Origin of the sequence: Aristophania vespae (assembly GCF_009906835.1) — a bacterium.
Lineage (GTDB): Bacteria > Pseudomonadota > Alphaproteobacteria > Acetobacterales > Acetobacteraceae > Aristophania > Aristophania vespae.
The window spans coordinates 79,450-102,500 of the sequence record NZ_CP047652.1 but is presented as its reverse complement, the minus strand read 5'-3'; the positions used below and the strand labels follow the sequence as shown (position 1 = coordinate 102,500).

The 23,051-nt window shown below is 45.0% G+C and carries 16 protein-coding genes, 2 tRNA genes and 1 pseudogene (1 of these 19 running past the window's edge); 6 read left to right on the top strand and 13 right to left on the bottom strand.

All coding sequences use genetic code 11. The features are described 5' to 3' along the window. The 3 genes from GT348_RS00530 to GT348_RS00520 all read right to left on the bottom strand — a co-directional run. On the bottom strand, positions 1-736 hold the 5' portion of the coding sequence (locus GT348_RS00530; protein WP_236646519.1) for a DUF475 domain-containing protein. Its footprint begins 281 nt before the window's first position; only the first 736 of its 1,017 coding nucleotides appear in the window; it begins with the start codon at positions 734-736; its stop codon lies off the left edge, out of view. Positions 737-939: 203 nt separating this feature from the next. Beyond that, on the bottom strand, positions 940-3,519 hold the full coding sequence (clpB, locus tag GT348_RS00525; protein ID WP_160618082.1) for an ATP-dependent chaperone ClpB: 2,580 nt from the start codon (positions 3,517-3,519) through the stop codon (positions 940-942). 834 nt (positions 3,520-4,353) lie between these two features. Beyond that, positions 4,354-4,938: a YqgE/AlgH family protein gene (locus tag GT348_RS00520; RefSeq protein ID WP_160618081.1), complete on the bottom strand. Its 585-nt coding sequence runs from the start codon at positions 4,936-4,938 to the stop codon at positions 4,354-4,356. An 81-nt stretch (positions 4,939-5,019) separates the two neighbouring features. Between GT348_RS00520 and GT348_RS00515 the strand changes: the two genes are divergently transcribed. Further along, positions 5,020-5,796: an SDR family NAD(P)-dependent oxidoreductase gene (locus tag GT348_RS00515; protein ID WP_160618080.1), complete on the top strand. Its 777-nt coding sequence runs from the start codon at positions 5,020-5,022 to the stop codon at positions 5,794-5,796. 198 nt (positions 5,797-5,994) lie between these two features. On the opposite strand, the gene GT348_RS00510 is transcribed toward GT348_RS00515, so the two are convergent. Together GT348_RS00510 and GT348_RS00505 are read right to left on the bottom strand one after the other, a co-directional pair. After that, on the bottom strand, positions 5,995-7,794 hold the full coding sequence (locus tag GT348_RS00510; RefSeq protein WP_160618079.1) for a DEAD/DEAH box helicase: 1,800 nt from the start codon (positions 7,792-7,794) through the stop codon (positions 5,995-5,997). 112 nt (positions 7,795-7,906) lie between these two features. Continuing rightward, positions 7,907-8,542, bottom strand: coding sequence for a class I SAM-dependent methyltransferase (locus tag GT348_RS00505; protein WP_236646518.1), 636 nt, complete (start codon positions 8,540-8,542; stop codon positions 7,907-7,909). Between the two features lie 120 nt (positions 8,543-8,662). Here GT348_RS00505 and dapF point away from each other — a divergent pair, with 120 nt between their 5' ends. The 3 genes from dapF to ftsY are packed head-to-tail and all read left to right on the top strand — an operon-like array spanning position 8,663 to position 11,637. Continuing rightward, entirely contained in the window at positions 8,663-9,481 is an 819-nt protein-coding gene (dapF, locus tag GT348_RS00500; RefSeq protein ID WP_160618078.1) for a diaminopimelate epimerase, read from the top strand. Then, positions 9,478-10,695 carry a MiaB/RimO family radical SAM methylthiotransferase gene (locus GT348_RS00495; protein WP_160618077.1) on the top strand — a complete coding sequence of 406 codons (1,218 nt, stop codon included), beginning with the start codon at positions 9,478-9,480 and terminating at the stop codon, positions 10,693-10,695. The genes dapF and GT348_RS00495 overlap by 4 nt, the downstream gene beginning before the upstream one ends. A 42-nt stretch (positions 10,696-10,737) precedes the next feature. Beyond that, positions 10,738-11,637 (top strand): signal recognition particle-docking protein FtsY, encoded by a 900-nt coding sequence (gene ftsY / locus GT348_RS00490; protein WP_160619372.1) that lies wholly within the window; start codon positions 10,738-10,740, stop codon positions 11,635-11,637. A 545-nt stretch (positions 11,638-12,182) separates the two neighbouring features. On the opposite strand, the gene GT348_RS00485 is transcribed toward ftsY, so the two are convergent. The 8 genes and pseudogenes from GT348_RS00485 to GT348_RS00450 form a co-directional block, all read right to left on the bottom strand. Continuing rightward, complete coding sequence (locus tag GT348_RS00485; protein ID WP_160618076.1) at positions 12,183-13,472, bottom strand: adenylosuccinate synthase; 1,290 nt, start codon at positions 13,470-13,472, stop codon at positions 12,183-12,185. Between the two features lie 43 nt (positions 13,473-13,515). Beyond that, entirely contained in the window at positions 13,516-14,655 is a 1,140-nt protein-coding gene (locus GT348_RS00480) for an ATP phosphoribosyltransferase regulatory subunit (protein WP_160618075.1), read from the bottom strand. Further along, on the bottom strand, positions 14,652-15,815 hold the full coding sequence (locus GT348_RS00475; RefSeq protein ID WP_160618074.1) for a phosphoserine transaminase: 1,164 nt from the start codon (positions 15,813-15,815) through the stop codon (positions 14,652-14,654). Before GT348_RS00475 ends, GT348_RS00480 begins: the two co-directional genes overlap by 4 nt. Positions 15,816-16,034: 219 nt before the next feature. Then, a tRNA-Leu gene (locus GT348_RS00470) sits at positions 16,035-16,119 on the bottom strand. A gap of 146 nt (positions 16,120-16,265) precedes the next feature. Next, positions 16,266-17,168, bottom strand: coding sequence for an N-acetyl-gamma-glutamyl-phosphate reductase (gene argC / locus GT348_RS00465; protein ID WP_160618073.1), 903 nt, complete (start codon positions 17,166-17,168; stop codon positions 16,266-16,268). A 19-nt stretch (positions 17,169-17,187) separates the two neighbouring features. After that, the gene (locus GT348_RS00460; RefSeq protein ID WP_201740048.1) at positions 17,188-17,667 is read right to left on the bottom strand and encodes a GNAT family N-acetyltransferase; all 480 of its coding nucleotides are present in this window, start codon (positions 17,665-17,667) and stop codon (positions 17,188-17,190) included. A gap of 59 nt (positions 17,668-17,726) precedes the next feature. Further along, a pseudogene (gene ettA, locus GT348_RS00455) lies at positions 17,727-19,405 on the bottom strand (energy-dependent translational throttle protein EttA). A 93-nt stretch (positions 19,406-19,498) separates the two neighbouring features. Then, positions 19,499-19,572 (bottom strand) — tRNA-Ile (locus GT348_RS00450). Positions 19,573-19,753: 181 nt separating this feature from the next. Between GT348_RS00450 and ppa the strand changes: the two genes are divergently transcribed. Together ppa and GT348_RS00440 are read left to right on the top strand one after the other, a co-directional pair. After that, positions 19,754-20,278 (top strand): inorganic diphosphatase, encoded by a 525-nt coding sequence (gene ppa / locus GT348_RS00445; protein WP_160618071.1) that lies wholly within the window; start codon positions 19,754-19,756, stop codon positions 20,276-20,278. Positions 20,279-20,463: 185 nt separating this feature from the next. Beyond that, positions 20,464-22,170 carry a carbohydrate porin gene (locus tag GT348_RS00440; protein WP_236646517.1) on the top strand — a complete coding sequence of 569 codons (1,707 nt, stop codon included), beginning with the start codon at positions 20,464-20,466 and terminating at the stop codon, positions 22,168-22,170. Positions 22,171-23,051: the final 881 nt, after the last annotated feature.

The following is a 23,051-nucleotide window of genomic DNA, read 5'->3' as shown; positions in this document are numbered from 1 at the left end:
CATCGAAGCTAAAAGAAGCATCCATCATTTCTAGATAGAGAAAAGCTCCTAATCCCGCTTTAGCAACCTGTTGAGGCGCTCCTTTGGGGGCTTCCAGCAACTGTCCCATGCTTTGAACGGCAATATAAGTGATAAGGCCGAACATGGAGGATGTCAGAAAAGTAAGTGCTTCTGACTGTGGAAGAAACCGCGAAACGACATAAAGCGCTACGAGTACGACCGCTATTTCTACTCCCTGACAAGAGGATAATTTTTGCAAAGGCGATTCGATAAATTTTATCCAATGGATTTTTTTCTCTTCATTAAAAAAGAAATCTAAACCCACCATGAAAAGAAAGGCTCCGCCAAACCCCATAATGGCTGTGTGCGCTTCAGCTAGAATTTTTGCATATTGGTGAGGATGGGCCAATGCTAGGTTGATAGCAGATAAGGGACCCAAATGACCCGCCATACATACAATCATGACAGGAAAAATAAGACGCATACCGAATACGGCTATCAGCAAACCCCATGTCAAAAATCTTTTTTGCCAAATCTCACTCATTGTCTGGAGCACTGAAGCATTCACAACGGTATTATCGAATGACAATGAGACTTCTAAAAATCCCAAAACGAGGCAAAGAAACACCGATGAAAAGGCTTGAGAGAAAGAGTGGGCCGGCTGATAACCAATAAAAGCTGCTAAAATTAAACAAACGACTGAAAATAAGAGTGAACCACGAAAATATCTTATCATTTGGGCACAGACCTTCATCTCAGCCAATTATCTGGCACGATTCTATAGTGTTAGAGTCACATTAACTATGACCGGATTTTTCCAGGCGCATTTAATATAATCACAATAATAAAGCCCCTCACATTTTAGGAAATGCAAGGGGCTTTATTATTTTGCAATATGAGGGAGGTTCAAAAAACGACCGCCAAACTTACAGGGTGAATTTACGTAATTTTCAGCCCATCTTCGTCTGCCGAAACCATAATGACCTGGCCATCATGGAAGCGCCCTTCAAGCAATTGCCCAGCCAGTGTATTTTGCAGCTCACGCTGAATGACCCTTTTTAAAGGGCGAGCTCCATAAATAGGATCGTACCCGGCATTGGCGAGCCATTCACGGGCCTTGTCGTCCAACTTAAGTCCTAATTTACGGTCCTCTAAAAGCTGACGCAGGCGATCAAGCTGAATTTCAACAATTTTATTCATATCCGCACGCTGTAAGCGGGAGAAAAGAATAATTTCATCGAGACGATTGAGAAATTCTGGCCGGAAGTGACTGCGCACCACAGACATTACCTGAGCCTGGACAAGCTCCGGCGATTCCCCTTCTTTTTGGTTGGCTAGCACATCGGAACCAAGGTTACTTGTCAGCACGATGATTGTATTGCGGAAATCAACAACACGACCTTGTCCATCGGTCAGACGTCCATCATCAAGCACTTGCAGGAGGATGTTAAAAATATCCTCATGAGCTTTTTCGACCTCATCAAATAATATGACCTGATAAGGGCGCCGCCGGACTGCTTCAGTTAAGACACCACCTTCATCATAGCCAACATAACCTGGAGGGGCACCAATTAAACGTGATACAGCGTGTTTTTCCATAAACTCGCTCATATCAACACGTAACATGGCTCGGTCATCATCAAAGAGGAACTCAGCCAAGGCTTTTGTTAGCTCAGTTTTGCCTACCCCTGTAGGGCCAAGAAACAGGAACGAGCCGATTGGTCGATTCGGATCTTGTAACCCTGCCCTCGCTCTACGAACCGCATTAGAAACAGCAACCAGAGCAACTTCCTGGCCAACAACACGTTGACGCAGCTTGTCTTCCATTTGCAGTAATTTTGCGCGCTCACCTTCTAACATCCTGTCAACAGGAACGCCTGTCCAACGAGACACAACCGCGGCAATGCCCTGATCTGTAACAGAATCAGCTAACAGGCCATCTGTTTCAGTGTGATCTTCTTCTGACTGGGCTTTTGCAATATCTTGCTCCAACTTGGGAATAGCACCGTAAAGAAGCTCAGAAGCACGCTGTAAATTACCCTGACGCTGAGCCACCTCGACTTCTGAACGCGCATGATCAAGCTGCTCTTTTAATTTCTGAACCGCATTCACACGGTCTTTTTCGGCGTTCCAGGCAGCACTCATGACATCTGATTTTTCCTGCAATTCTGCTAATTCAGATTCGAGTGCCGATAATCTTTCTTTAGAAGCCGAATCTTTTTCTTTACGAATCGCTTCACGTTCTATTCTGAGCTGAATAATACGGCGATCAAGCTCATCAAGCTCTTCTGGCTTGCTGTCAATTTGCATACGCAAGCGACTGGCTGCTTCGTCAATCAGGTCAATTGCTTTGTCAGGGAGGAAGCGGTCAGTGATATAGCGATTCGATAAGGTAGCCGCAGCAACAAGAGCATTATCCGTTATGCGCACACCATGATGGAGTTCGTACTTTTCTTTAATGCCTCGTAAAATAGAAATTGTATCGGCAACAGAAGGTTCACCCACAAATACTGGTTGGAAACGCCGTGCAAGAGCGGCGTCTTTTTCAATATATTTGCGGTATTCATCTAATGTAGTCGCACCAATGCAATGCAGTACACCGCGTGCTAATTCTGGCTTGATGAGATTAGAAGCATCCATGGCCCCATCAGAACGGCCAGCCCCAACAAGTGTATGCATCTCATCAATAAAGAGAATGATCTCCCCTTCAGCGCCTTCTATTTCTTTTAAAACGGCTTTTAGACGTTCCTCAAATTCACCCCGATATTTTGCCCCAGCGACCAGAGCACCCAAATCAAGAGAAAGAAGTTTTTTATTCCGAAGTGCCTCAGGAACATCACCATTAACGATTCTGAGGGCCAGCCCTTCGACAATGGCAGTTTTACCAACCCCGGGTTCACCAATTAAAACGGGATTGTTTTTGCTACGGCGTGCCAAAACCTGGATGGCCCGTCTGATTTCTTCATCACGTCCAATAACAGGGTCAAGCTTTCCTGCCTGAGCAATAGCTGTGACGTCGCGCGCATATTTCTTGAGCGCATCAAATGTATTTTCAGCAGATGCCGAATCTACATGACGCCCTTTACGTAATTGCGCCACTGCCTGCTCTAAAGCCTGAGGCGTTGCTTTTCCAAGGCGTAAAGCATTACCCGCCGCACTCTGGCTGTGACTAATCGCAATTAAAAGCCGATCTTGCGCAACAAAACTATCGCCGGCTTCTTTCGCACCCTGTTCGGCACTATCGAGAAGGCGCACGAAATCAGGTGTTGCCTGAGGTTGGCTTGCACCACTACCTTGCACTTTGGGTAATTTGGCTAAAGCCTCATCATTAGCTTGCTGAACAGTTTTCGGATCCCCACCAGCAGCCCGAATCAGGCCCGAGGCAGCTCCCTGCTCGTCATCTAATAATGCTTTAAGCAAATGTTCTGGCGTTAATTGCTGATGATAATCTCTTAGTGCAATAGTCTGAGCAGCCTGTAAAAATCCCTGGCTGCGTTCAGTAAATTTTTGGATGTCCATTATAACTCTCCTTATAAGTCCCGTTACGGCAACTTTAAGTTTTTGGATGTCCCATTTGGCGACATCTTTATATTTATCTGGGGCTGATATTTTTCTAATCAAGAGGCTTTAAGTGAGAGTTTAAATTAAAATTTATGTTTTTTTCTCATATTGTGCTGGCCACGCAGGATTTCATTTTAATCCTGAAAGGCAATTGGCTTCATCATTATATTAATTGCCAATAAGAAAGGGCCATTGCGGATGGATTCGCTTTTTGCAAACGCAAAATTGCTTCTCACCGAATTTTAAATGGGCATCATTCAGATTATTGAAAAGGCCCTTCTCGCTCCTGCACCTTTGACGTTAGAGACGCAAATTAAGAGCAATTATCCGTTGGAGTGGTGCAATTTTAGTAAATGCCAGATTACGAGTCTCGGCTATTTCGGGCAGAATCTTCTATAAGATTGTGAAGTTTATGTGAGTCACACATTTTCGGCTTATTCTGGCTTCAAATACAAAAACACGTCTCAGTCATTAAATAACTGCAAAAATAACATCCTGAGGGTAGTCTTCATGTTAATAGATTTTATTTTTGCATAGGAAGATCTTAGTAAAAGACAAGGTCTCATTTTTTTCGTCAGGTGAGATAAACGAACAATAATCTAGATAGTTCAGACAGAAGGACAAATATCAGCTGTGCTAAAATATTTGCACCATGTCTGATAGTTAGATCAGCCGCAGATTTTGCGTATAAGATTTTAATATTAGCTGGTTAAAAAATACATTTTGACTGCCAAAAAACAATAGAATTAGAATTCTTCAGCTAGCTACGAATTTCTTCTTTTTATGCTCCTATCATCCTTCTCCCGACTGAAGGGATAAAGACGAGGGAGATATGCCTAATGATGCAAGAGCTTTTTCCCACATCAAATTAGGGTCGGTTTTAAAGATCAGCTCTTCTGTAGCCTGTGCCAAAAACCAGTAATTATTATGAAAAATTTCTTCTTCTAACTGCCCTGGTGCCCAGGCCGCATGGCCTAATACCATCATACTATGTCTAGGTCCCCGATTAGCCACCAAATCGCGCAAAATATCAAGATTTGCCGTTAAGCATGCCGGGCCTGACTTATAACCACCCATTTCACCAGACCAATCGAGGCTATGCAAAATAAAACCATGAGAGGGGTCGACTGGGCCTCCTTGACCAAGAAACAAGGCAGGTGATTGTTCTTGAAGCGTAATACCAAATTGTTTGAAAAGATCTTCTATAACAAGGTTGGGAAAACGTTTATTAATGATGACTCCTAAAGTTCCCTCTTCTTTAGAATAATCACATAAATAAACGACTGATTGCCCAAAAATTGTCTCGGCTAATTGAGGACATGCAATCAAAATCTTGCCAGTTAGATCAGAAAAAGAGGGCAAAGAAACTTTGGTCATATTTTATAATGGTAAGTTTTTTACAAAGAATACAAGATTAACCAAATTATATTTTTTCATATTTTATTAAAGGGCATAAGAATGACACAGGCTTTGACGGTTTTTGTAACTGGTGCAAGTGCGGGTTTTGGAAAAGCCATTGCTAAGAAGCTGGTCAAAGAGGGCCATCATGTTATTGCATCTGGGCGCCGTACAGAACGCCTTAATGAATTGCATCATGAGTTAGGGGATGCTCTTCTCCCTCTTTCACTTGATATGCAAGATATAAAAACGATTAGGGATTTACCTTCATCTCTCCCTGAAAAATGGCAAGATATTGACGTCCTCATCAATAATGCAGGTTTGGCATTAGGGATGGATCCTGCTCAAAATGCGGATCCCGATGAGTGGGAAACTATGATCACTACAAATATTTCTGGCCTAGTAGAAATAACCCGCGCTTTCTTACCTACTATGATCAAAAGAAATACAGGTTATATTATGTCCATAGGCAGCACGGCAGGAACATATCCCTATAAGGGCGGTAATGTTTATGGTGCGACAAAAGCTTTTGTCAGCCAATTTATGCAAAATTTACGCACTGACCTTTTGGGCACAAAAATTCGTGTAACAAATATCGAACCTGGTTTGTGCGGAGGCAGTGAATTTAGTCAAGTACGATTAAAAGATAACGAAAAAGCCAATGCCGTTTATCAAGGGACGCAACCACTAACGCCAAATGACATAGCCGAAACGATAGCTTGGCTCTTAAAGTTACCAGCTCATATGAATGTTAACCGCATGGAGCTTATGCCGGTTTGCCAGGCTTCTGGCGGGTTAGCTGTCCACCGTAAGCTTTCTCGAAGAGAAAACCAGTGATGTTAACCAAGAAACGCAACCACTGACACCAAATAACATAACCGAAATGATAGCCTGGCTCTCAAAATTACCGCCCCATATGAATGTTAACCGCATGGGGTTTATGCCGGTTTGCCAGGTTTCTGGCGGGCGGGCTGTGCACTGTGAGCTTTCTTGAAAAGAAAGCCCACTGTTCTACACTAGTTATAAAGAACTCTCTTAAGAACGGCGGCGGCTTGATCTTTCTCCAGAACGGCTGCCCCCCGTTCTTTTACGGGAAGATGGGGCCTTATCGCGTTTCTCAGAACGTCCCTCAGAAGAGCGTGGACCACGGCTGCGCGGTGCACCACCTCTGTTACCACCCCGAGCTGGACCTTTACCTTCTGGTGGAGCAGATGCAGGCTCAATTGAGACTTCGTCATGCTCAGCTCCGGCGCGGCAAGAATTAAATCTTTCAACCTTATCTTCTGAGATTTGGAAGAAAGATTGGTCTTGCTGAATACGGATGCTGCCAATATCGCGCTTTTGCACGCCACCAATGCGGCAAATAAGGGGCACTAACCATTTGGGATCAGCTTTGTCTTGACGCCCGACGCTCAAACGGAACCAGGCCCCCGAACTTTCATATGAACGAGGCTCACGCTTGGAACGTTCACCACGCTCTCCGCGTTCATTTCTGTCCCCTCTTTCGCGACGCGCTGGAGCTTCCAACGAAACAGGACGTAACTGCTCAACTTTAGGTAATTTGGCTGTATAGAAATTAACCAGGGCCGAAGCTAAACGTTGCGCGTCATAACGCTCAACCAACATTTTGACCATCTCATTTGAAGAGACTTCACCTTCAGTCAAAGTTGGGTCTTCTAGTAAGCGTTTTGCATCCTGTTCTGCAATCATTTCGGCTGTTGGAACTGTTTCCCATTCAGCATTAATGCGTGCCTGCCCTAACAAACGCTCTGTACGACGACGTTGGTTAAAAGGCACCATAATAACGCTTGTGCCTTTACGCCCCGCACGACCTGTACGACCAGAACGATGTAATAATGTCTCTGAAGAAGACGGAATGCTTGCATGAATAACAAGCCCCAGTGCTGGCACATCGATACCACGGGCAGCAACATCTGTAGCCACGCACACTCTTGCAATACCAGAACGCAGGCTCTCAATGGCTCGTGAGCGTTCATTCTGCCCCATTTCACCCGAAATCGCGACAGAAGCGAAGCCTCTTTCTAATAACTCTGCCTGAACCTGACCCACAAGCAAACGTGTATTACAAAAGACCATTGCTGTTGGGCTATCGTAATAACGCAATACGTTCACCAAAGACCGTTCTATCTCATGTGGTGCAGTCACAACACAACGATAGGTAATATCGGAATGCTGTTTTTGCCCTGCTCCCATGTCAATGCGCATGGCATCTTTTTGATAACGACGTGCCAGAGACGCAATTTCGCGGGCAATTGTTGCCGAGAATAATAGAGTCCGGCGCCCTTCAGGAGCGGCATCTAAAAGCTGCTCTAACTCCTCACGAAAGCCCATATCGAGCATTTCGTCAGCTTCGTCTAAGACAACAACACGCAAAGCCGAAAGGTTAAGTTTGCCGCGCGAAAGGTGATCACAGAGTCGGCCTGGAGTCCCGACAACTATATGAACACCACGTTCTAGGGAACGGGCTTCACGGCGTGCATCTGTCCCACCTATACAGCAGGCGATACGAGCTCCCGTTTCAGCATAAAGCCATGTCAGCTCGGACTGAACCTGCAAGGCAAGCTCACGTGTAGGCGCTATAACAAGAGCGTAAGGTGAAGAAACTGGCGCTAATTTCCCACTATCTTCAAGGAGACTCGGGGCAAACGCCATACCAAAAGCGACGGTCTTGCCTGATCCTGTCTGTGCTGAAACAAGAAGGTCACGGTCTTCATGTCCAGGTTCAAGAACAGCTTCCTGGACAGGAGTAGGCTTTTCGTAACCTCGAGCTTGAAGGGCACGTGTTAAAGCAGGATAAGTATCAGGAAAAGGCATTGTCGACGAACACTCGGTAATCAAATGATGCTGCAAAGAAGCGCAACAGCTAGCGATGGCTCCATAGCTGCTTATGCACAAAAAAGCCAGAAAATACTCACACGGCTCTTTGTCAGAGCGTTTGAGGCACTCTTCCTATTATAGCATGCACACTATCTTTCCAAGCTGTCAAATCTTCAGGAGGGACAACATCACCTGTATCTATTTCAACGAATCCTGCGCTATGCATGAGACTTGTAACAAGCCGGATACGGTCTTCTGGCTCTAAAGCCTGCCATATAGCAACGGCTTTGGCCGAAATGAACTGATCTGAAAAACTTACAATAAAAGGGGCACCAGCTTTTAAAACGCGCACAACCTCTTCCAAAATTTTTTGTGGTTGTGTGAGATAGGCAATACCGTCACACATGACAGCCCCATCAAAATAGTTATCTTCAAAGGGAAGAACTGTTTTTTCATTGAGATTTTGCACAATAGAGCGCGATAGAGTTTTATTTTGTTCCAGGGCCTTTTTATTAACATCAACCCCGATTAACTCCTGAAAACTGGCATCTTCTGGCATATGGCTTGAACCCCCTGCCATGAGATCAAGCGTGCATCCTCCCACAGGAAGGGCTGTGCGATAAAGTGCAGTTACAGCGGTTTGTGCCCCCATATCCATAAGTGAGTCTGAACCATATTGGGTAAAAAACGATTCGTCAGAATCCTGATTTGCCTGGGCAAAAGCTTTTTCATGGAGTCCTTGCACCCACCACCTCTTTTCATGTTTAACGTCTTAGCGTTTTACAATGTTAAAAAATTAACTTTCCCTGATTAGGTAATTACAGAACGCAAGACATCAAGATTTTTATTGTCTATATGTACGATTATGACGTTTATTTCTGCACAATCTGCTTCTGTAAAAATAGCTTTTACGAAAATGCATGGCCTGGGCAATGATTTCATTGTTCTAGATAACCGTAGCAACATGATTACGCTTACCGAGGTAATGATTCGTCACATTTGTGACCGACATCTGGGTATAGGGTGTGATCAGCTCGTTTTACTCTCTAATCCAACCTTAGAGGGGGCTTCTGTTCGTGTGCAGTTTTTTAATCCTGACGGCTCAGAAGCAGGAGCATGCGGTAATGCTTCACGGTGCGTAGCGAAATTTATAGGTCATAATCCTGTTATAGAAACTCAGAATGGCCTCTTACCCACCTTTAAGGAAGGTGAACTTTATCGTGTTGTCATGGGCGTACCTAAATTAGCATGGCAGGATATACCCCTCTCGCATGAAGCAGATACTGCACATCTCCCCCTTTATGATGGGGCAGCATGTTCAATGGGCAACCCTCATTTGACATTATTTCGTCCTATAAAAGAAGCAGCCCTGTTAGGTCCTGAATTAGAACATCACGCGCTTTTTCCACAGCGTGCCAATATTGGCTTTGCAGAAATATTATCACCCACCCATATGCGCTTACGTGTTTGGGAGCGTGGAGCGGGTTTAACACTGGCTTGCGGTTCTGGCGCCTGTGCTGCTGTTGTCAATGCCGCCCGCCGAAATCTCGTAAAAAGAAAGTGCACTGTAACGATGGAAAAAGGGGATCTGCAAATTATCTGGGAAGAAAATGGGCCTGTTCATATGATTGGCCCGGCCGAAACAGTCTTTACAGGTCAAATATTGATGGATCAGGCCGTATGACAGTTTCTGTCATTACCTTTGGTTGCCGCCTCAATGCCCATGAAAGTGACGGCATGTTGCATTATGCGCAACACGGGCAAGATCAGGATAACAAACAAACAATCATTGTTAATACCTGCACTGTTACCGCTGAAGCTGAAAGACAGGCACGGCAAGCGATTCGCCGTGCCCATCGAGAGAACCCAGAAGCAGAAATCATTGTAACAGGATGTGCCTCTGAACGTGCTCCAAAGGAATGGGGTGCTTTAGAGGGTGTTCAACGTGTTGTTACAAATGATGAAAAATTATCTCCCGCAAGTTGGGGTGTTGACCGCAAAGCCAATCTTCCTCCTCCACCTTCAAAGCACACGCGCGCTTTATTACAGGTTCAACAAGGATGTGACCATCGCTGCACATTTTGCGTTATTCCTTACGGGCGAGGACAATCAAAAGCGACAGCTTTATTTGATGTTATTTCTCGTGCACGCACTCTAACAGAAGCAGGGCACGAAGAAATTGTTCTTACAGGAGTCGATATTGCTTCGTGGAAAGAAGGTACGCACGGTTTAGGAAAATTATGCCAGGAGCTTTTAAAGCACATTCCTGCTTTAAAGCGGCTTAGACTTTCATCTTTGGATCCCGTTTTGCTCCATCCAGAAACAGGCGACAAAGACCTGTGGGAACTTATTGCCTCTGAACCTCGCTTCATGCCTCATTTGCATTTATCCCTACAGGCAGGGTCTGATCTTATTCTCAAACGCATGAAGAGACGCCACCGCACAAATGAAGTGAGTTACGCCATAAAAGAAATCCGCAAATTGCGGCCCGACTTGGGGTTCGGTGCTGATTTAATCGCTGGCTTTCCAACAGAAACAGACGAACTTTTTGAAGAAACATTTCGTTTTATAGAAGAAAATGCTCTGCCTTTCTTGCATGTCTTTCCCTATAGCGAACGCCCCGGAACACCTGCGGCAAAAATGCCTCCCCTACCACGCTCCATAAGGCAAGAACGCGCTGCACGCCTAAGGGCATTAGGCAATGACATAAAGACGAAATTTTTAACAAGCTTTATAGGTCAAGAAAAAGACGTTTTGCTTGAAACAGCTATAATGGGCCATACACCAGAATTTGCCGTCGTCACACTTACAGATAAAGCCGCTCTTACACCTGGAAAAACCTATCGTTTGCGTCTTTTAGCAGTGGAAGATTATAAAATTAATGCTGAAATTGCATAGTAAGGCTTGACGGATTACCCTTCTTGGCCACACTCCATGTCTATGGCAGGATTTTTTTCACGACTCAAAGCAGGGCTTTCTCGCTCTAACGCACGTCTCAACGCAATTTTCGTCAAGCGCATGCTTGATGAGGAAACGCTTGAGGAACTAGAAGATGAACTCATTGCAGCTGATTTAGGCCCAGCAGTTGCTGAACGCATCATTGAACAATTCCGCGACACGAGCTTTGGCCAGGATGTTACGAGCGACGAAATTAAAGATACGCTCGCTCGTGAGATCGCTAAAGTATTGGAGCCTGTGGCTGTACCTTTTACACCAGACCCAGCCCGCAAACCCCACGTTGTGTTAGTTGTTGGCGTCAATGGAACTGGCAAAACGACAACCATTGGCAAAATGGCGCATTATTACCGCCAAGAAGGCAAATCTGTCATGATGGTTGCGGGAGATACATTCCGTGCCGCTGCTGTAGAACAGCTCCAAATTTGGGGCGAACGTGTTAATGCACCTGTTATTGCCAGTAAAACAGGTGCAGATGCAGCTGGTTTGGTCTATGACGGATTAAAACGGGCCACAGAGGAAAAAGCTGACCTCTTACTCATTGATACAGCAGGACGACTTCATAATAAGTCTGCTCTGATGGAAGAATTAGCCAAAATCATCCGTGTTATGCGCAAATTCGATGATAGTGCCCCTCACAGCGTGCTGCTTGTACTTGATGCCACAACGGGGCAAAATGCTATTGAGCAAGTGCGTGTTTTCCGCGAATTAGTTGATGTTACTGGTCTTGTTGTAACAAAACTCGATGGCTCTGCTCGAGGTGGGATTGTCATTGCCCTTGCTGAACAATTTAAGCTTCCTGTTCATTTGGTCGGTGTCGGTGAAAAAGCTGAGGATCTTCGTCCTTTCTCAGCAGATGAATTTTCTCGCGGTTTGTTAGGATAAAAATTATTCCTTGCCCTATTTTGTAGCTGCATTTCGGTAAAACTCTTGCTTACATCCAATAATGCAGCTTTTTAGGAGAAATATGGGCAGTAACGTGACCGTTTCTTTAAACGATCATGGCTGAATAGTTTTCTTTTCACCTGAGCTAGAGATTCCTGTTTAAATCTCTACGTCAAACTCAGCACCTTGGTGCAATTTTCTTTTTGCCAAAAGAGAATGATTAAGCTTTGCCTTTAGGCCAATAAGACGTCATCACCGCGTTCCTATTTCGGTTGCCTAAAGTGAAATCAGTTAAGTGGGTATCAATCCCATAGATTGATTGAGACTGAGACAAAATACGTCTTGGTAAGAGCACCGATATGGCTCTTTCAACGCCTTTTAATATCTAAGAATATTTCAGTCTTTAGCCTGAAAACAGAAGCCTAAACCTCCTGTACTTTCGGCTTCGATATTTACTTTTGACTAGATTTAAAAACACTAAAAAAATACCGCAGAGCGAAAAGCTGCCCTGCGGTATTTTAAGCTACCAAAAATGAAAGTTATTATTACCCTTCAAAAGGGTCTTTCATTAAAATAGTATCGTCACGTTCTGGGCTTGTTGAAAGAAGCGTTACCGGCGCACCAATAAGCTCTTCAATACGACGGACATATTTAATAGCCTGAGCAGGCAATTCAGCCCATGAGCGCGCACCTGCTGTTGTTTCGTTCCACCCTGCCATTGTTTCAAGCACAGGTTTAACGCGGGATTGTGCTGCTGGTGACGAAGGGAAGCGATCAATATGCTTTCCATCAAGCTCATAACCAACACAGATAGAGACTTCTTTCATCCCATCCAGCACGTCAAGTTTAGTAAGGGCAATGCCATCAACACCACCCACACGCACAGCATGCCGCACGAGTGTTGCATCAAACCAGCCACACCGACGAGGACGCCCAGTTACTGTGCCAAATTCATGGCCTCTTTTCCCTAATCCCTGGCCAACATCGTCAAATAATTCTGAAGGGAAAGGCCCCTCACCAACACGCGTTGTATAGGCTTTTGCAATTCCGAGAACAAAACCTACAGATTTAGGCCCAACACCACTACCAGAAGCGGCAATCGCTGCAATTGTATTAGAGCTTGTCACAAAAGGATAAGTACCGTGATCAACATCCAACATGACAGCTTGTGCCCCTTCAAAAAGGATACGCTTGCCAGCACGCACAGCTTCATCCAGACGATCCCATACAGGACAGGCATAAGGAAGCACTTTAGGAGCAATTTCACCAAGATATGAAAGCACTTGCTCTTTTGTAAATGTTTCAGCCCCTAAACCAGCCAAAAGCGTATTATGATGAAGGAGAAGTTCGTCTATCTTCCACTCTAATGTTTCTGGTTCGGCCAGGTCGCAAAGACGTATGGCACGACGCGCTACTTTATCTTCGTAAGCAGGACCAATTCCGCGCCCTGTCGTGCCGATTTTATGATCGCCACGGGCAGCTTCACGAGCACGATCTAGCGCTCCATGAAGAGGAAGGATAAGGGGAACAGTTTCTGCAATCCACAATGTTTCAGGCGTGACAACAAGACCCTGAGCGGTAACACGCTCAATTTCACCCATTAATGCCTGAGGATCAACAACAACTCCGTTACCGATGACACCAATTTTTCCACTGACAAGGCCAGAAGGCAAAAGAGATAATTTATAAACCTGCCCACCAACAACTAAGGTATGACCCGCATTATGCCCACCCTGGAAACGGACGACGATATCAGCACGACTCGCGAGCCAATCGACGATCTTGCCCTTTCCCTCATCGCCCCACTGGGTGCCAATTACAGTTACGTTGGACATAAAACAGGCTTCCTTACACCAAAATCAAAGTTAAAATAGATCGTCAAAGGGCTTCTACCCGGCCATTTTGCCATAAATGACTACAACGAAGGCGACGTGCTAATAAAAGAGGGTCCTGAGTCTTTTCTAAATCCTCTATCGTCGCAAACCCTTCTTTATGCAAAGCGGATAAAATTTCGGCCCCAACACCCTGGGGGACTAAACAGCGAGGGCGTCGCGCCTGGATAGGTGCTACCTTTAGTAACGCTTGAGGATGAAGCGTTAAACCACAAGCAGGTTCATTACCTGCAAGATAACGCCCACCACGACCAAGCTCTTCGCGCGATTTAAGCGCGAAAACTGTGACACATAGCCCAGTATGATAACGCCATCCTCTAAAATCTACGGGATCTATCGTTAGACGCAGATCTGGCAGGCGTTGTTTTAAAGCTTGCACACTCGCTTCCAGACGATAGACATGCTGCTTTAAATCGTCTGGAAAAGACAGAGCTTTAAGACGTTCCAAAGCCTGATCAGCCGGGCCCGAAGCATTCATCATTTCAAGGAGCAATTGTGCCATTGCCCCTCCATACTCTGCTACAGCTGCGGCATCTCTACGGTCGAGTGCGTGAATAATATAATCACGCTCCGAACCTTCATAAGTCTTGTCGAGCAGGCTCCATACCAAAACAGGCATAGAGAGATCAAAAGAAACATGTTTAATATTGAGGGCTGCCAAGGCTTTTGCACCTAAAGCAATAACTTCTGCGTCAGCTTCAGCGTGATCAGGGCCAATCAACTCAATCCCCGCCTGAAGAATCTGACGGTCAGCTTCACGTCCTACTGTGCCGATAACAATGCAATCACCTGCATAAGAGAGTCTTAAAGGACGAGGCAATTCTTGCAAACGTACCTGAGAAATACGGGCAATTTGCGTTGTTATATCCGGCCTTAATGCCATCATACGATGAGATGAAGGATCAAGCAGGCGAAATGTTTGCTCAGAAAGAGCCTCACCCGCCCCACTTAAAAGCGAGCTTTCAAACTCTAATAAGGGTGGACGGACACGCTCATAACCATGAGCACCAAAAATATCCATGACCTTAGCAATACCATGTGCCTCGGCCTCAGCCTCACCTGGTAAGAGATCTACAAACCCCATAGGCAAAAGCGAAGGACTGGAAGCCTCAGACTGCCCCATCATGAGCTGAATTCCTCTTTTGTCTGCTCAATAGCCCAGTCAAGCCATGGCAAAAGGGCAATAATATCTTCTGCTTCGACGGTCGCTCCGCCCCAAATACGCAACCCTGCTGGAGCATCCCGATAAGATGCCAGATCATAGCCAGCACCTTCATCAGCGATTAATTTAGTCATATATTTAACAGCCGATGACCGTTTCTCTTCAGAAAGGTCTTCAAACCAGGGAGCAATAATTTTTAAACAGATCGATGTGCAAGAGCGTGTAGCAGGGTCATCGCTTAAAAAAGCCACCCAGTCAGAACGCTCAACCCATGGCGTTACCACAGAAAGATTTTTTTGAGCACGCTTTTTAAGTGCAGGAAGACCACCTATCTGTTCGGCCCATTTCAAACTATCTAACGCATCTTCTACACATAACATCGAAGGTGTGTTGATCGTATCACCTTCAAAAATAGCCTCAATAAGACCCTTTTTATTTGTCAGGCGAAATATTTTAGGGAGAGGACGTACAGCACCCTGCTCTAATCTCTCAACAGCGCGGGGGCTTAAAGCTACCATGCCATGAGCCGCCTCACCACCCAGGGCTTTTTGCCAAGACCAGGTGACAATATCTAAACGGTCCCATGGCAAATCCATCGCGAAAGCAGCAGAAGTTGCATCACAAATCACAACTCCATCATGCTGCGCAGGAATAGATTCGGAGTTTGGAATACAAACGCCGGATGTTGTGCCATTCCACGTCAAAACGACATCGCGAGACCAATTAACTTGGGCAAGATCGGGTAACTGACCGTAAGGGGCACTCAGTACACGCAAATCTTCAAGCTTAAGTTCATCTTTTAAATCTTTAGCCCACGTTCCTGAAAAGCTTTCAAAGGACAGAACATCCACTCCTCTCTGGCCACCTAATGCCCAGAGTATCATCTCTACAGCACCTGTATCAGAGGCTGGAACAATACCCACACGCCACTCTTCGGGTATAGCTAATAAAGATTTTGAGCGCGTAATAACTTCTTTTAGCTTGGCACGCCCTTCGGGGGCACGGTGCGACCGACCCAATAAAGCTTCTTTTAAAACTTCGGGGGACCAACCAGGCCGTTTAACGCAAGGGCCTGAGGAAAAGAAAGGACGGGCGGGACGAATAGATGGTTTAGAGCAGGACATAGCCAAAGGTGAATCCATCAGCAAAAAGAGATTGTGCTACAAGGCACCCTATAGAGAGAAACCCTCGTTACTAAGTCATTTATCACGTGAGCTTCCCGCTGTGTAAAATATTAACACACAGCTCACTAGGTGTCATAGTGCTCTTTAAGCGTCAAGAAATTAAGGACAATCCTGCGCAACCAGAACAGACCCGTAATAGCTATTTTATAATAGGAAATATGGTGCGAGAGAGGGGACTCGAACCCCTAAGCCTTGCGGCGGTCGATTTTGAGCCGACTGCGTCTACCAGTTCCGCCACTCTCGCTTTTATATCTGACCTTACCTAAAATATAGGCAATCAGTGATGTGGAGCGAACAGTAATATATTCGCTCCAAAAGAGCTATAGTAGATTAATAAAAAAATGCATGATCAAGCCATTATTTAAGTGATTTTGGCTTTGACCCAGCATTTTAATCTTGCCCACTCATTAATATGAGGTTTCTCACAGCAGCTCCAGAAGCACCTTTACCCAGATTATCCAACCGTGCCGTTAGAACCACCTGCCCACCATGACCATGTACACGAAGCTCCATATCATCTTTACCTGCAAGCTCATCGGCCGTGAGTGTTGTCTGATCTGGACAAACCCGAATCGTCTTTGCCTCTTTATAGGCAGAAGCTAAAACCTCGCGCACATCCTCAACACTCGGAAATCCTGGAAGATTGACTAAATGGAGCGGAATGGAAACAATCATACCCTGAGGGAAGTGTCCTACTGAAGGCACAAAAATGGGACGATGTAATAAGCCGCTATAATGAGTAATTTCTGGCAAATGCTTATGTTCAAGGTTCAGACCATAAAGCAGAAAAGCAGGGCCTTTCTCACGCTCATGTGCCTCAATCATACTATGTCCTCCCCCACTATAGCCAGAGACTGCATTAATGGAGATAGGATAATCTGGTGGAATAATGCCAGATTTAACCAAAGGTCTTAAAAGAGCGATGGCTCCAGTGGAATAGCAACCAGGGTTACTCACATGTGACGCAGAACGGATTTTGCCACTCTGCTCTAGCGTAAGCTCTGGTAAGCCATAAACCCAATTTTTATCAACGCGATGAGCCGTACTGGCATCCAAAAAGCGCGTCAGCCCTTCTCCTAAAGACACAGCCTCACGCGCAGCATCATCAGGGAGACAAAGCACTGTTATGTCTGCTTGTCGCATTAAATCACGACGAGCCTGAGGATCCTTACGCTGTGCCGGATCAATATGCAGGAGTTCAAAACCATAATGAGCAGGCAGAGACTCCAATCTATGGCGAATACCTAAACCCGTTGTACCAGCCTCACCATCGATAAAAATTCGAGTCGTCATGCCCTGTCTCTTTAATTAATTACGACCATTTTAGAGGGGCCTGACTTTTTTCATAAAGGAGCATAGTCTGGCCATCTCGTTGGAACTGCTCACTGAGCGTCATGCCTATACTACCTAAAACGATACGAGATGCCAGATTATCTTCACGCGTTACAGCCACAACGCGCTTTTCTCCCGCTTCGAATGTAAAGGAAAGCACTCTGCCGGCAGCCTCTCTGGCTATGCCTCGTCCCGAAACATAAGGGAATAAGGCAATACGCAGGCCTAGACCACGCCCATCCGGGCGCTCATGAACGCCAGTCATGCCAACAAACTGGCCATTTTCAAATATGGAAAAAATACCAACTTTTCGTTCAGCCCAAAAAGCGATGTCCTCCGCCATTTCCCGCTCTGCCTGAACACGATTGCGCACACCGCCGAGCATTGTGCCAAAAGCACCAATGTCTTTTTTTAGGCGAACCATCGGCTCCATATCCTGCCAACTGACAGGACGGAGCATGAGGCGCGCTGTCTGTAATTCATAACCCAGCACAGCGACTTATGATTACAGACTGACTATTACCGCGCAATAGGGCGGTAACGAATGCGGCCTGGTTCAGTGGCGTCAGGCCCAAGGCGACGACGTTTATCTTCCTCATAATCCTGGAAGTTACCCTCAAACCATTCCACATGGCTATCTCCTTCGAAAGCCAGAATATGAGTAGCCAGACGGTCAAGGAACCAACGATCATGGGTAATCACCACGGCACAGCCCGCAAAGGACTCAAGGGCCTCTTCCAAAGCACGTAATGTATCAACATCCAGGTCATTGGTCGGTTCATCAAGCAAAATAACGTTATTATCTTGTTTTAACATTTTAGCGAGATGAACACGATTACGCTCACCGCCTGATAAAACACCAACACGTTTTTGCTGGTCAGACCCTTTAAAGTTAAAGGCCCCAACATAGGCCCGCGACGGGACGGCGCGTTTACCAAGATAAATAACGTCCGTACCACCGGAAATTTCTTCCCACACAGTCTTATTATCATCCAGCGTGTGGCGAGACTGATCAACATAACCAAGCTTTACGGTATCACCAATCGTAAGTGACCCCGCATCTGGCTGGTCATGACCCGTAATCATCTTAAATAAAGTTGATTTACCAGCACCATTAGGCCCAATAACACCAACAATACCCCGGGAGGAAGTTTAAAGCTCAGATTCTCAATAAGCTGGCGTTCGCCAAATCCCTTACTGAGGTTTTCGGCTTCAATGACAGTACCACCAAGGCGTGGACCTGGTGTAATAACAATTTCAGCCGTGCCGTTAACGCGTTCCTGTTCAGCCGCAAGCATTTCTTCATAGCGCGTGATACGGGCTTTACTTTTCGCTTGTCGGGCTTTGGGTGAGCTTGCAATCCAGTCCTGCTCCGCTGCCAAGGCACGCTGGCGAGAACTTTCTTCTTTCTCTTCTTGTGCCAGACGTTTGCGTTTTTGCACTAGCCAAGAAGAATAATTGCCCTCAAACGGGTAGCCACGGCCACGCTCAATTTCCAAAATCCAATTTGTTACATTATCGAGGAAGTAACGGTCATGGGTAATGACCATTACTGTGCCAGAATAATCACGTAAGGTTTTTTCAAGCCAAGCAACGCTTTCTGCATCAAGATGGTTGGTAGGCTCATCGAGCAATAAAAGGTCAGGCTTTTCTAGCAAAAGACGGCACAAAGCAACGCGGCGGCGCTCACCACCCGAAAGATGCGTTACAGCACTATCTGCCGGAGGACAACGCAACGCATCAAGAGCGATATCAAGCTTACGATCAAGCTCCCATCCATCACCAGCATCAATTTTTTCTTGCAGCTCAGCCTGTTCTGCCAAGAGATCATTCATCTCTTCGTCAGACATAGGTTCGGCAAATTTGGCAGAAATTTCGTTAAAGCGATCTACAGCGTGTTTGAGTTCGCCAAAACCCTGCGCCGCATTTTCACCAACAGTAAGATTAGGATCAAGCTGAGGTTCCTGCTCAAGATAGCCAATCTTGGCACCTTCGGCAGCCCATGCCTCACCGCCATATTCTTTATCTATGCCGGCCATAATTTTTAAAAGGGTTGATTTACCCGCGCCATTTACGCCGAGCACACCGATTTTTACACCTGGTAAAAAAGATAGGGTAATGCCTTTAAAGACTTCCCGGCCACCAGGATAAGCCTTGGTGAGATCCTTCATGACATAGACATACTGATAGGCGGCCATGGGGGGTCTCCTTTAACGCGATAGGTGCAAATGACAGAGAAACACAATTTAACCCTTAGTAAGGTCAACCTGGATTAAGGTGTAAAAACACCCTGCGCCCGGCAGGACTCGAACCCGCAACCTAGCCGTTATGAGCGGCCAGCTCTAACCAGTTGAGCTACAGGCGCCCAGGTAGAAGATGGAAATCGCCCAAATTGATCTTTTTTTCAACCCCAAACTTACAAATAATTAGCAAAATATGCAGAATTTAATATAGAAACCCGCTTTCTCTGTGCAATTTGGCTTTCTCTGGTTAGAAAAGAGACAGCGCACTGAGCGCCCTTTCAATTTTTTATAAGTAGAGTGACCATGGATATTTCTAAAATTTCTTCAGGCAAAGATGTGCCCAATGACGTTAATGTCGTTATTGAGATTCCTCAGGGTTCTCAGGTGAAATATGAAGTAGACAAAGAAAGCGGCGCTATTTTTGTAGATCGCTTCCTTTTCACACCAATGGCTTATCCAACAGCTTACGGTTTTATTCCTAATACCCTGGCTGCAGATGGCGATCCTGTAGATGCACTCGTTTTGGCTCCTGCCGCTGTAGTGCCAGGCTGTGTTATTCGCGCCCGCCCCATCGGTGTTTTGAAAATGGAAGATGAGAGTGGCCGCGATGAAAAGATCATTTGCGTGCCCCATGACAAAATTCATCCTCAGTTTCATGATGTAAATAACATTGAGGATCTTCCCGAAATCACACGTAAGGCTATCGCCCATTTTTTTGAGCGTTACAAAGACCTGGAACCTAATAAATGGGTCAAAGTCTCAGGGTGGGACAGTAAAGAAGAAGCAGGGAAAATAATTATTGAAGCTTTAAATGCTGCTAAAAAATAAGTTCTTTTAGCTTAGTCATTAAGATCGGCCAGTAAAATCCTTAAACTGGCCGGTCAATTTTATCACAATTTGTAAAAATAATGGGCGCTCATGAATTTGTGTTCAGATCTGCCTATAGCCATTATAAAAATTCTTTATAAAATGTAATCTATCGGCAACCTTACAATCTATGGAACAAAGTCATTATGGGGAGCAAGTTAGGCCCTACCACATTCCGCTCTTTGAGACGCACTCTTTTGGGTTCGTCCTGCACTGTTACGCTTTTTTGGGGAGCCGCATTCTACGCCGACAATGCTTACTCTAAGTCTGTCCCAGAAGACATATATAAGGTCGTTCCAACAGCTAATTTAACGGTTTCAGCACCATTAGAAGGTGAGGTTGTACATCCAGCGCCCCCAGAGATGCTTAAAAAGCTAGCTCCTGTACATCTTAATCCTACACCATCTAACACACCTAATTATGGTTACGAACCTATCCAATATGGCGTTTTCGGCCAAAACGCGATGGATTTGCCTGAACGCGTACACACGTCTCTAAATAATATCGCTTTTGATAAAGGAAGTTCTGTTCCTGCTCTGCCACGGCCCGAAGCACTTTTACCCGATCCATTTGGGTGGAACACTTATTTGCGCGATCATGGCATTGCAATTTTATTAGATAACACAAATGAATTTGCCAATGCGATTACAAGCCCTACCAAACGTTTCACCCCCCGCCATGGTGGTGGTTTAAAGCAAGGTGGAAGTAATGCTGGTCAATATGGCTTTGAAAATGACATTGACTGGGAAAAATTGGCCGGTGCCACAGGACTATCAACACATGTTGTTGGTGTTGGGCGCTATGGTATACCTGGCAGTAATATGTTTGGTGACAACCTTAACCCCAGCTCAGAAATTTATGGCGGTGGCGGTAACGTTTTTTTCCACTTAGTTTATTTTTATGCCGAAGAGACACTTTTCAATGGCCGCCTTGATATCATTGCGGGCCATCCGTCCTTCCTTTCTGACTTCTCGTCTGATGCGCTTTATTGTAACTTTATGAATAATGCCTTTTGCGGGAACCTAAAGCCTTCTTCAGATAACTATGCTCGCTCTTCATATCCTGCTTCAAGCTGGGGTACGCGTATTCGTGTGCGTCCGACTGATCACACTTATATCCAGGTAGGTATCTATTTCCCGCAAAAAGGTATTTATTACCCCACTCAGAACCGCACCGGCTTTAAATTCAATGGTGGTGATATTAGTGGGCAAACTATTCCTATAGAAATAGGTTGGACACCTGAGTTCGGCAAAGACAAATTACCAGGTAATTATAAGCTAGGCTTCGATGAAGATACAGCTGATCATGATGATAATTATTACGATGTTAATGGTCGCCCCTGGGCTATTACAGGTGCAAAAAAACGTGTGAATCACAATGCCTGGGGTGCATGGGTCATTGCAGACCAAATGTTAATGCGTAATAACACACCCGACACTGCTGAAGGTGGTCTCTTCTTAATTGCTGGTGCCTATTTCAACCAGCCTCGCGCTTCTACACGCGAAAGAGAATATCAGATCGGGCTTGTCGATACGGGATTTTGGTCGGCACGTCCCCTTGACGCTTTTGGTATTAACTATGGCTATCACCGTGTAAGCGGCAGCGTTGCTCGCACCCAGCGCCTTCAGGAAGGTATTATTGGAGGCTCGACTATTAATGGTGGTCCTGGCTTAATGAATGGCTCTTATGGCATTCAGCGTTCAGGCAGCACAATCGAAGCTATGTATCGTATTCATGTAATGCGTGGCGTTACATTTGCCCCGGACTTCCAATATTACATTCATCCCGGTGCTCAGAAAGCTTTAAAGGATGCTGCCATGTTAGGGTTTAAATCCCATATTCAGCTTTTTTAAGGTCTCTAACTATAAAAGCGTGCAAAATATCGCATAATTTTGCACGCTTTTTAGATTATGATCTGCACATAAAAAGCAGGACGCGCGCGCCGCATCAACTCCAGGCTCAAACATTGACCATCAATACATAATAACGCACTTATAATTTTATCTAAAAAGCTGAATTATTATGAGTTACTCTTTTAAAACCAACCCAAAAAAGAGTAATTTAAGTCGCTATAAAACCAAAAAATTGCGCGACTACTGATAAGGATGCAATTTTCTAACGTTATTTACTCACAACACGTGAAGCTGATATTTAGCTTGTTAAATTATGAGTCATATTAAAGAAAATAAAAATTGCGACCTTTTTCAAGCTCACAAAACTTTCATAGCTTCATAGCTTTGAGTGATTAGTCGGTACAAGCTTATTTTTAGTTCAAAAATACGCTGTCCTTATTGACGATCTGCAAAGTTATGCCGTTTTTTCTATCAATTTAAAAAAATTCTTACCGTTTCAACATAAGCTGATTTTTTCACGTAATGCTTATGGTAAAGCTGGTAATCATTTTACCGAACTGACAGTTGAAACTTTACTCTAAACGAAAAACGGATAACAGTTAAACCAGTCTTTATCAGATGAGATTTGTTTAATCACTATTAAATACTTACTAGTGACCTAATAGTAGATGTCACAAATCCTCTTACTTATTTTATAGGTCATGATAGCAATTTATAACTTTATAGACTTCAATGAGAAAAACTAGCCTAGTTTGGCCCTCTCATTAGAGCTATTTCATTAAAACCGAGACAAAATATCGTAAGACAGCCAATACTGTCTTAACTACATTAGTCGTAAAAGTTAAATTAAAAGATTAGCCCGACATAAGAAAAAGTTTATC

Bases quoted from the DNA above. Each gene is read 5' to 3' on its own strand.
- argC (WP_160618073.1), bottom strand. From the start codon at position 17,168: ATGACGACTCGAATTTTTATCGATGGTGAGGCTGGTACAACGGGTTTA.
- GT348_RS00460 (WP_201740048.1), bottom strand. From the start codon at position 17,667: ATGCTCCGTCCTGTCAGTTGGCAGGATATGGAGCCGATGGTTCGCCTA.
- GT348_RS00485 (WP_160618076.1), bottom strand. From the start codon at position 13,472: ATGTCCAACGTAACTGTAATTGGCACCCAGTGGGGCGATGAGGGAAAG.
- GT348_RS00515 (WP_160618080.1), top strand. From the start codon at position 5,020: ATGACACAGGCTTTGACGGTTTTTGTAACTGGTGCAAGTGCGGGTTTT.
- GT348_RS00480 (WP_160618075.1), bottom strand. From the start codon at position 14,655: ATGATGGGGCAGTCTGAGGCTTCCAGTCCTTCGCTTTTGCCTATGGGG.
- GT348_RS00510 (WP_160618079.1), bottom strand. From the start codon at position 7,794: ATGCCTTTTCCTGATACTTATCCTGCTTTAACACGTGCCCTTCAAGCT.
- ppa (WP_160618071.1), top strand. From the start codon at position 19,754: ATGGATATTTCTAAAATTTCTTCAGGCAAAGATGTGCCCAATGACGTT.
- GT348_RS00475 (WP_160618074.1), bottom strand. From the start codon at position 15,815: ATGTCCTGCTCTAAACCATCTATTCGTCCCGCCCGTCCTTTCTTTTCC.
- GT348_RS00495 (WP_160618077.1), top strand. From the start codon at position 9,478: ATGACAGTTTCTGTCATTACCTTTGGTTGCCGCCTCAATGCCCATGAA.
- GT348_RS00520 (WP_160618081.1), bottom strand. From the start codon at position 4,938: ATGACCAAAGTTTCTTTGCCCTCTTTTTCTGATCTAACTGGCAAGATT.
- clpB (WP_160618082.1), bottom strand. From the start codon at position 3,519: ATGGACATCCAAAAATTTACTGAACGCAGCCAGGGATTTTTACAGGCT.
- dapF (WP_160618078.1), top strand. From the start codon at position 8,663: ATGACGTTTATTTCTGCACAATCTGCTTCTGTAAAAATAGCTTTTACG.
- GT348_RS00440 (WP_236646517.1), top strand. From the start codon at position 20,464: ATGGGGAGCAAGTTAGGCCCTACCACATTCCGCTCTTTGAGACGCACT.
- ftsY (WP_160619372.1), top strand. From the start codon at position 10,738: ATGGCAGGATTTTTTTCACGACTCAAAGCAGGGCTTTCTCGCTCTAAC.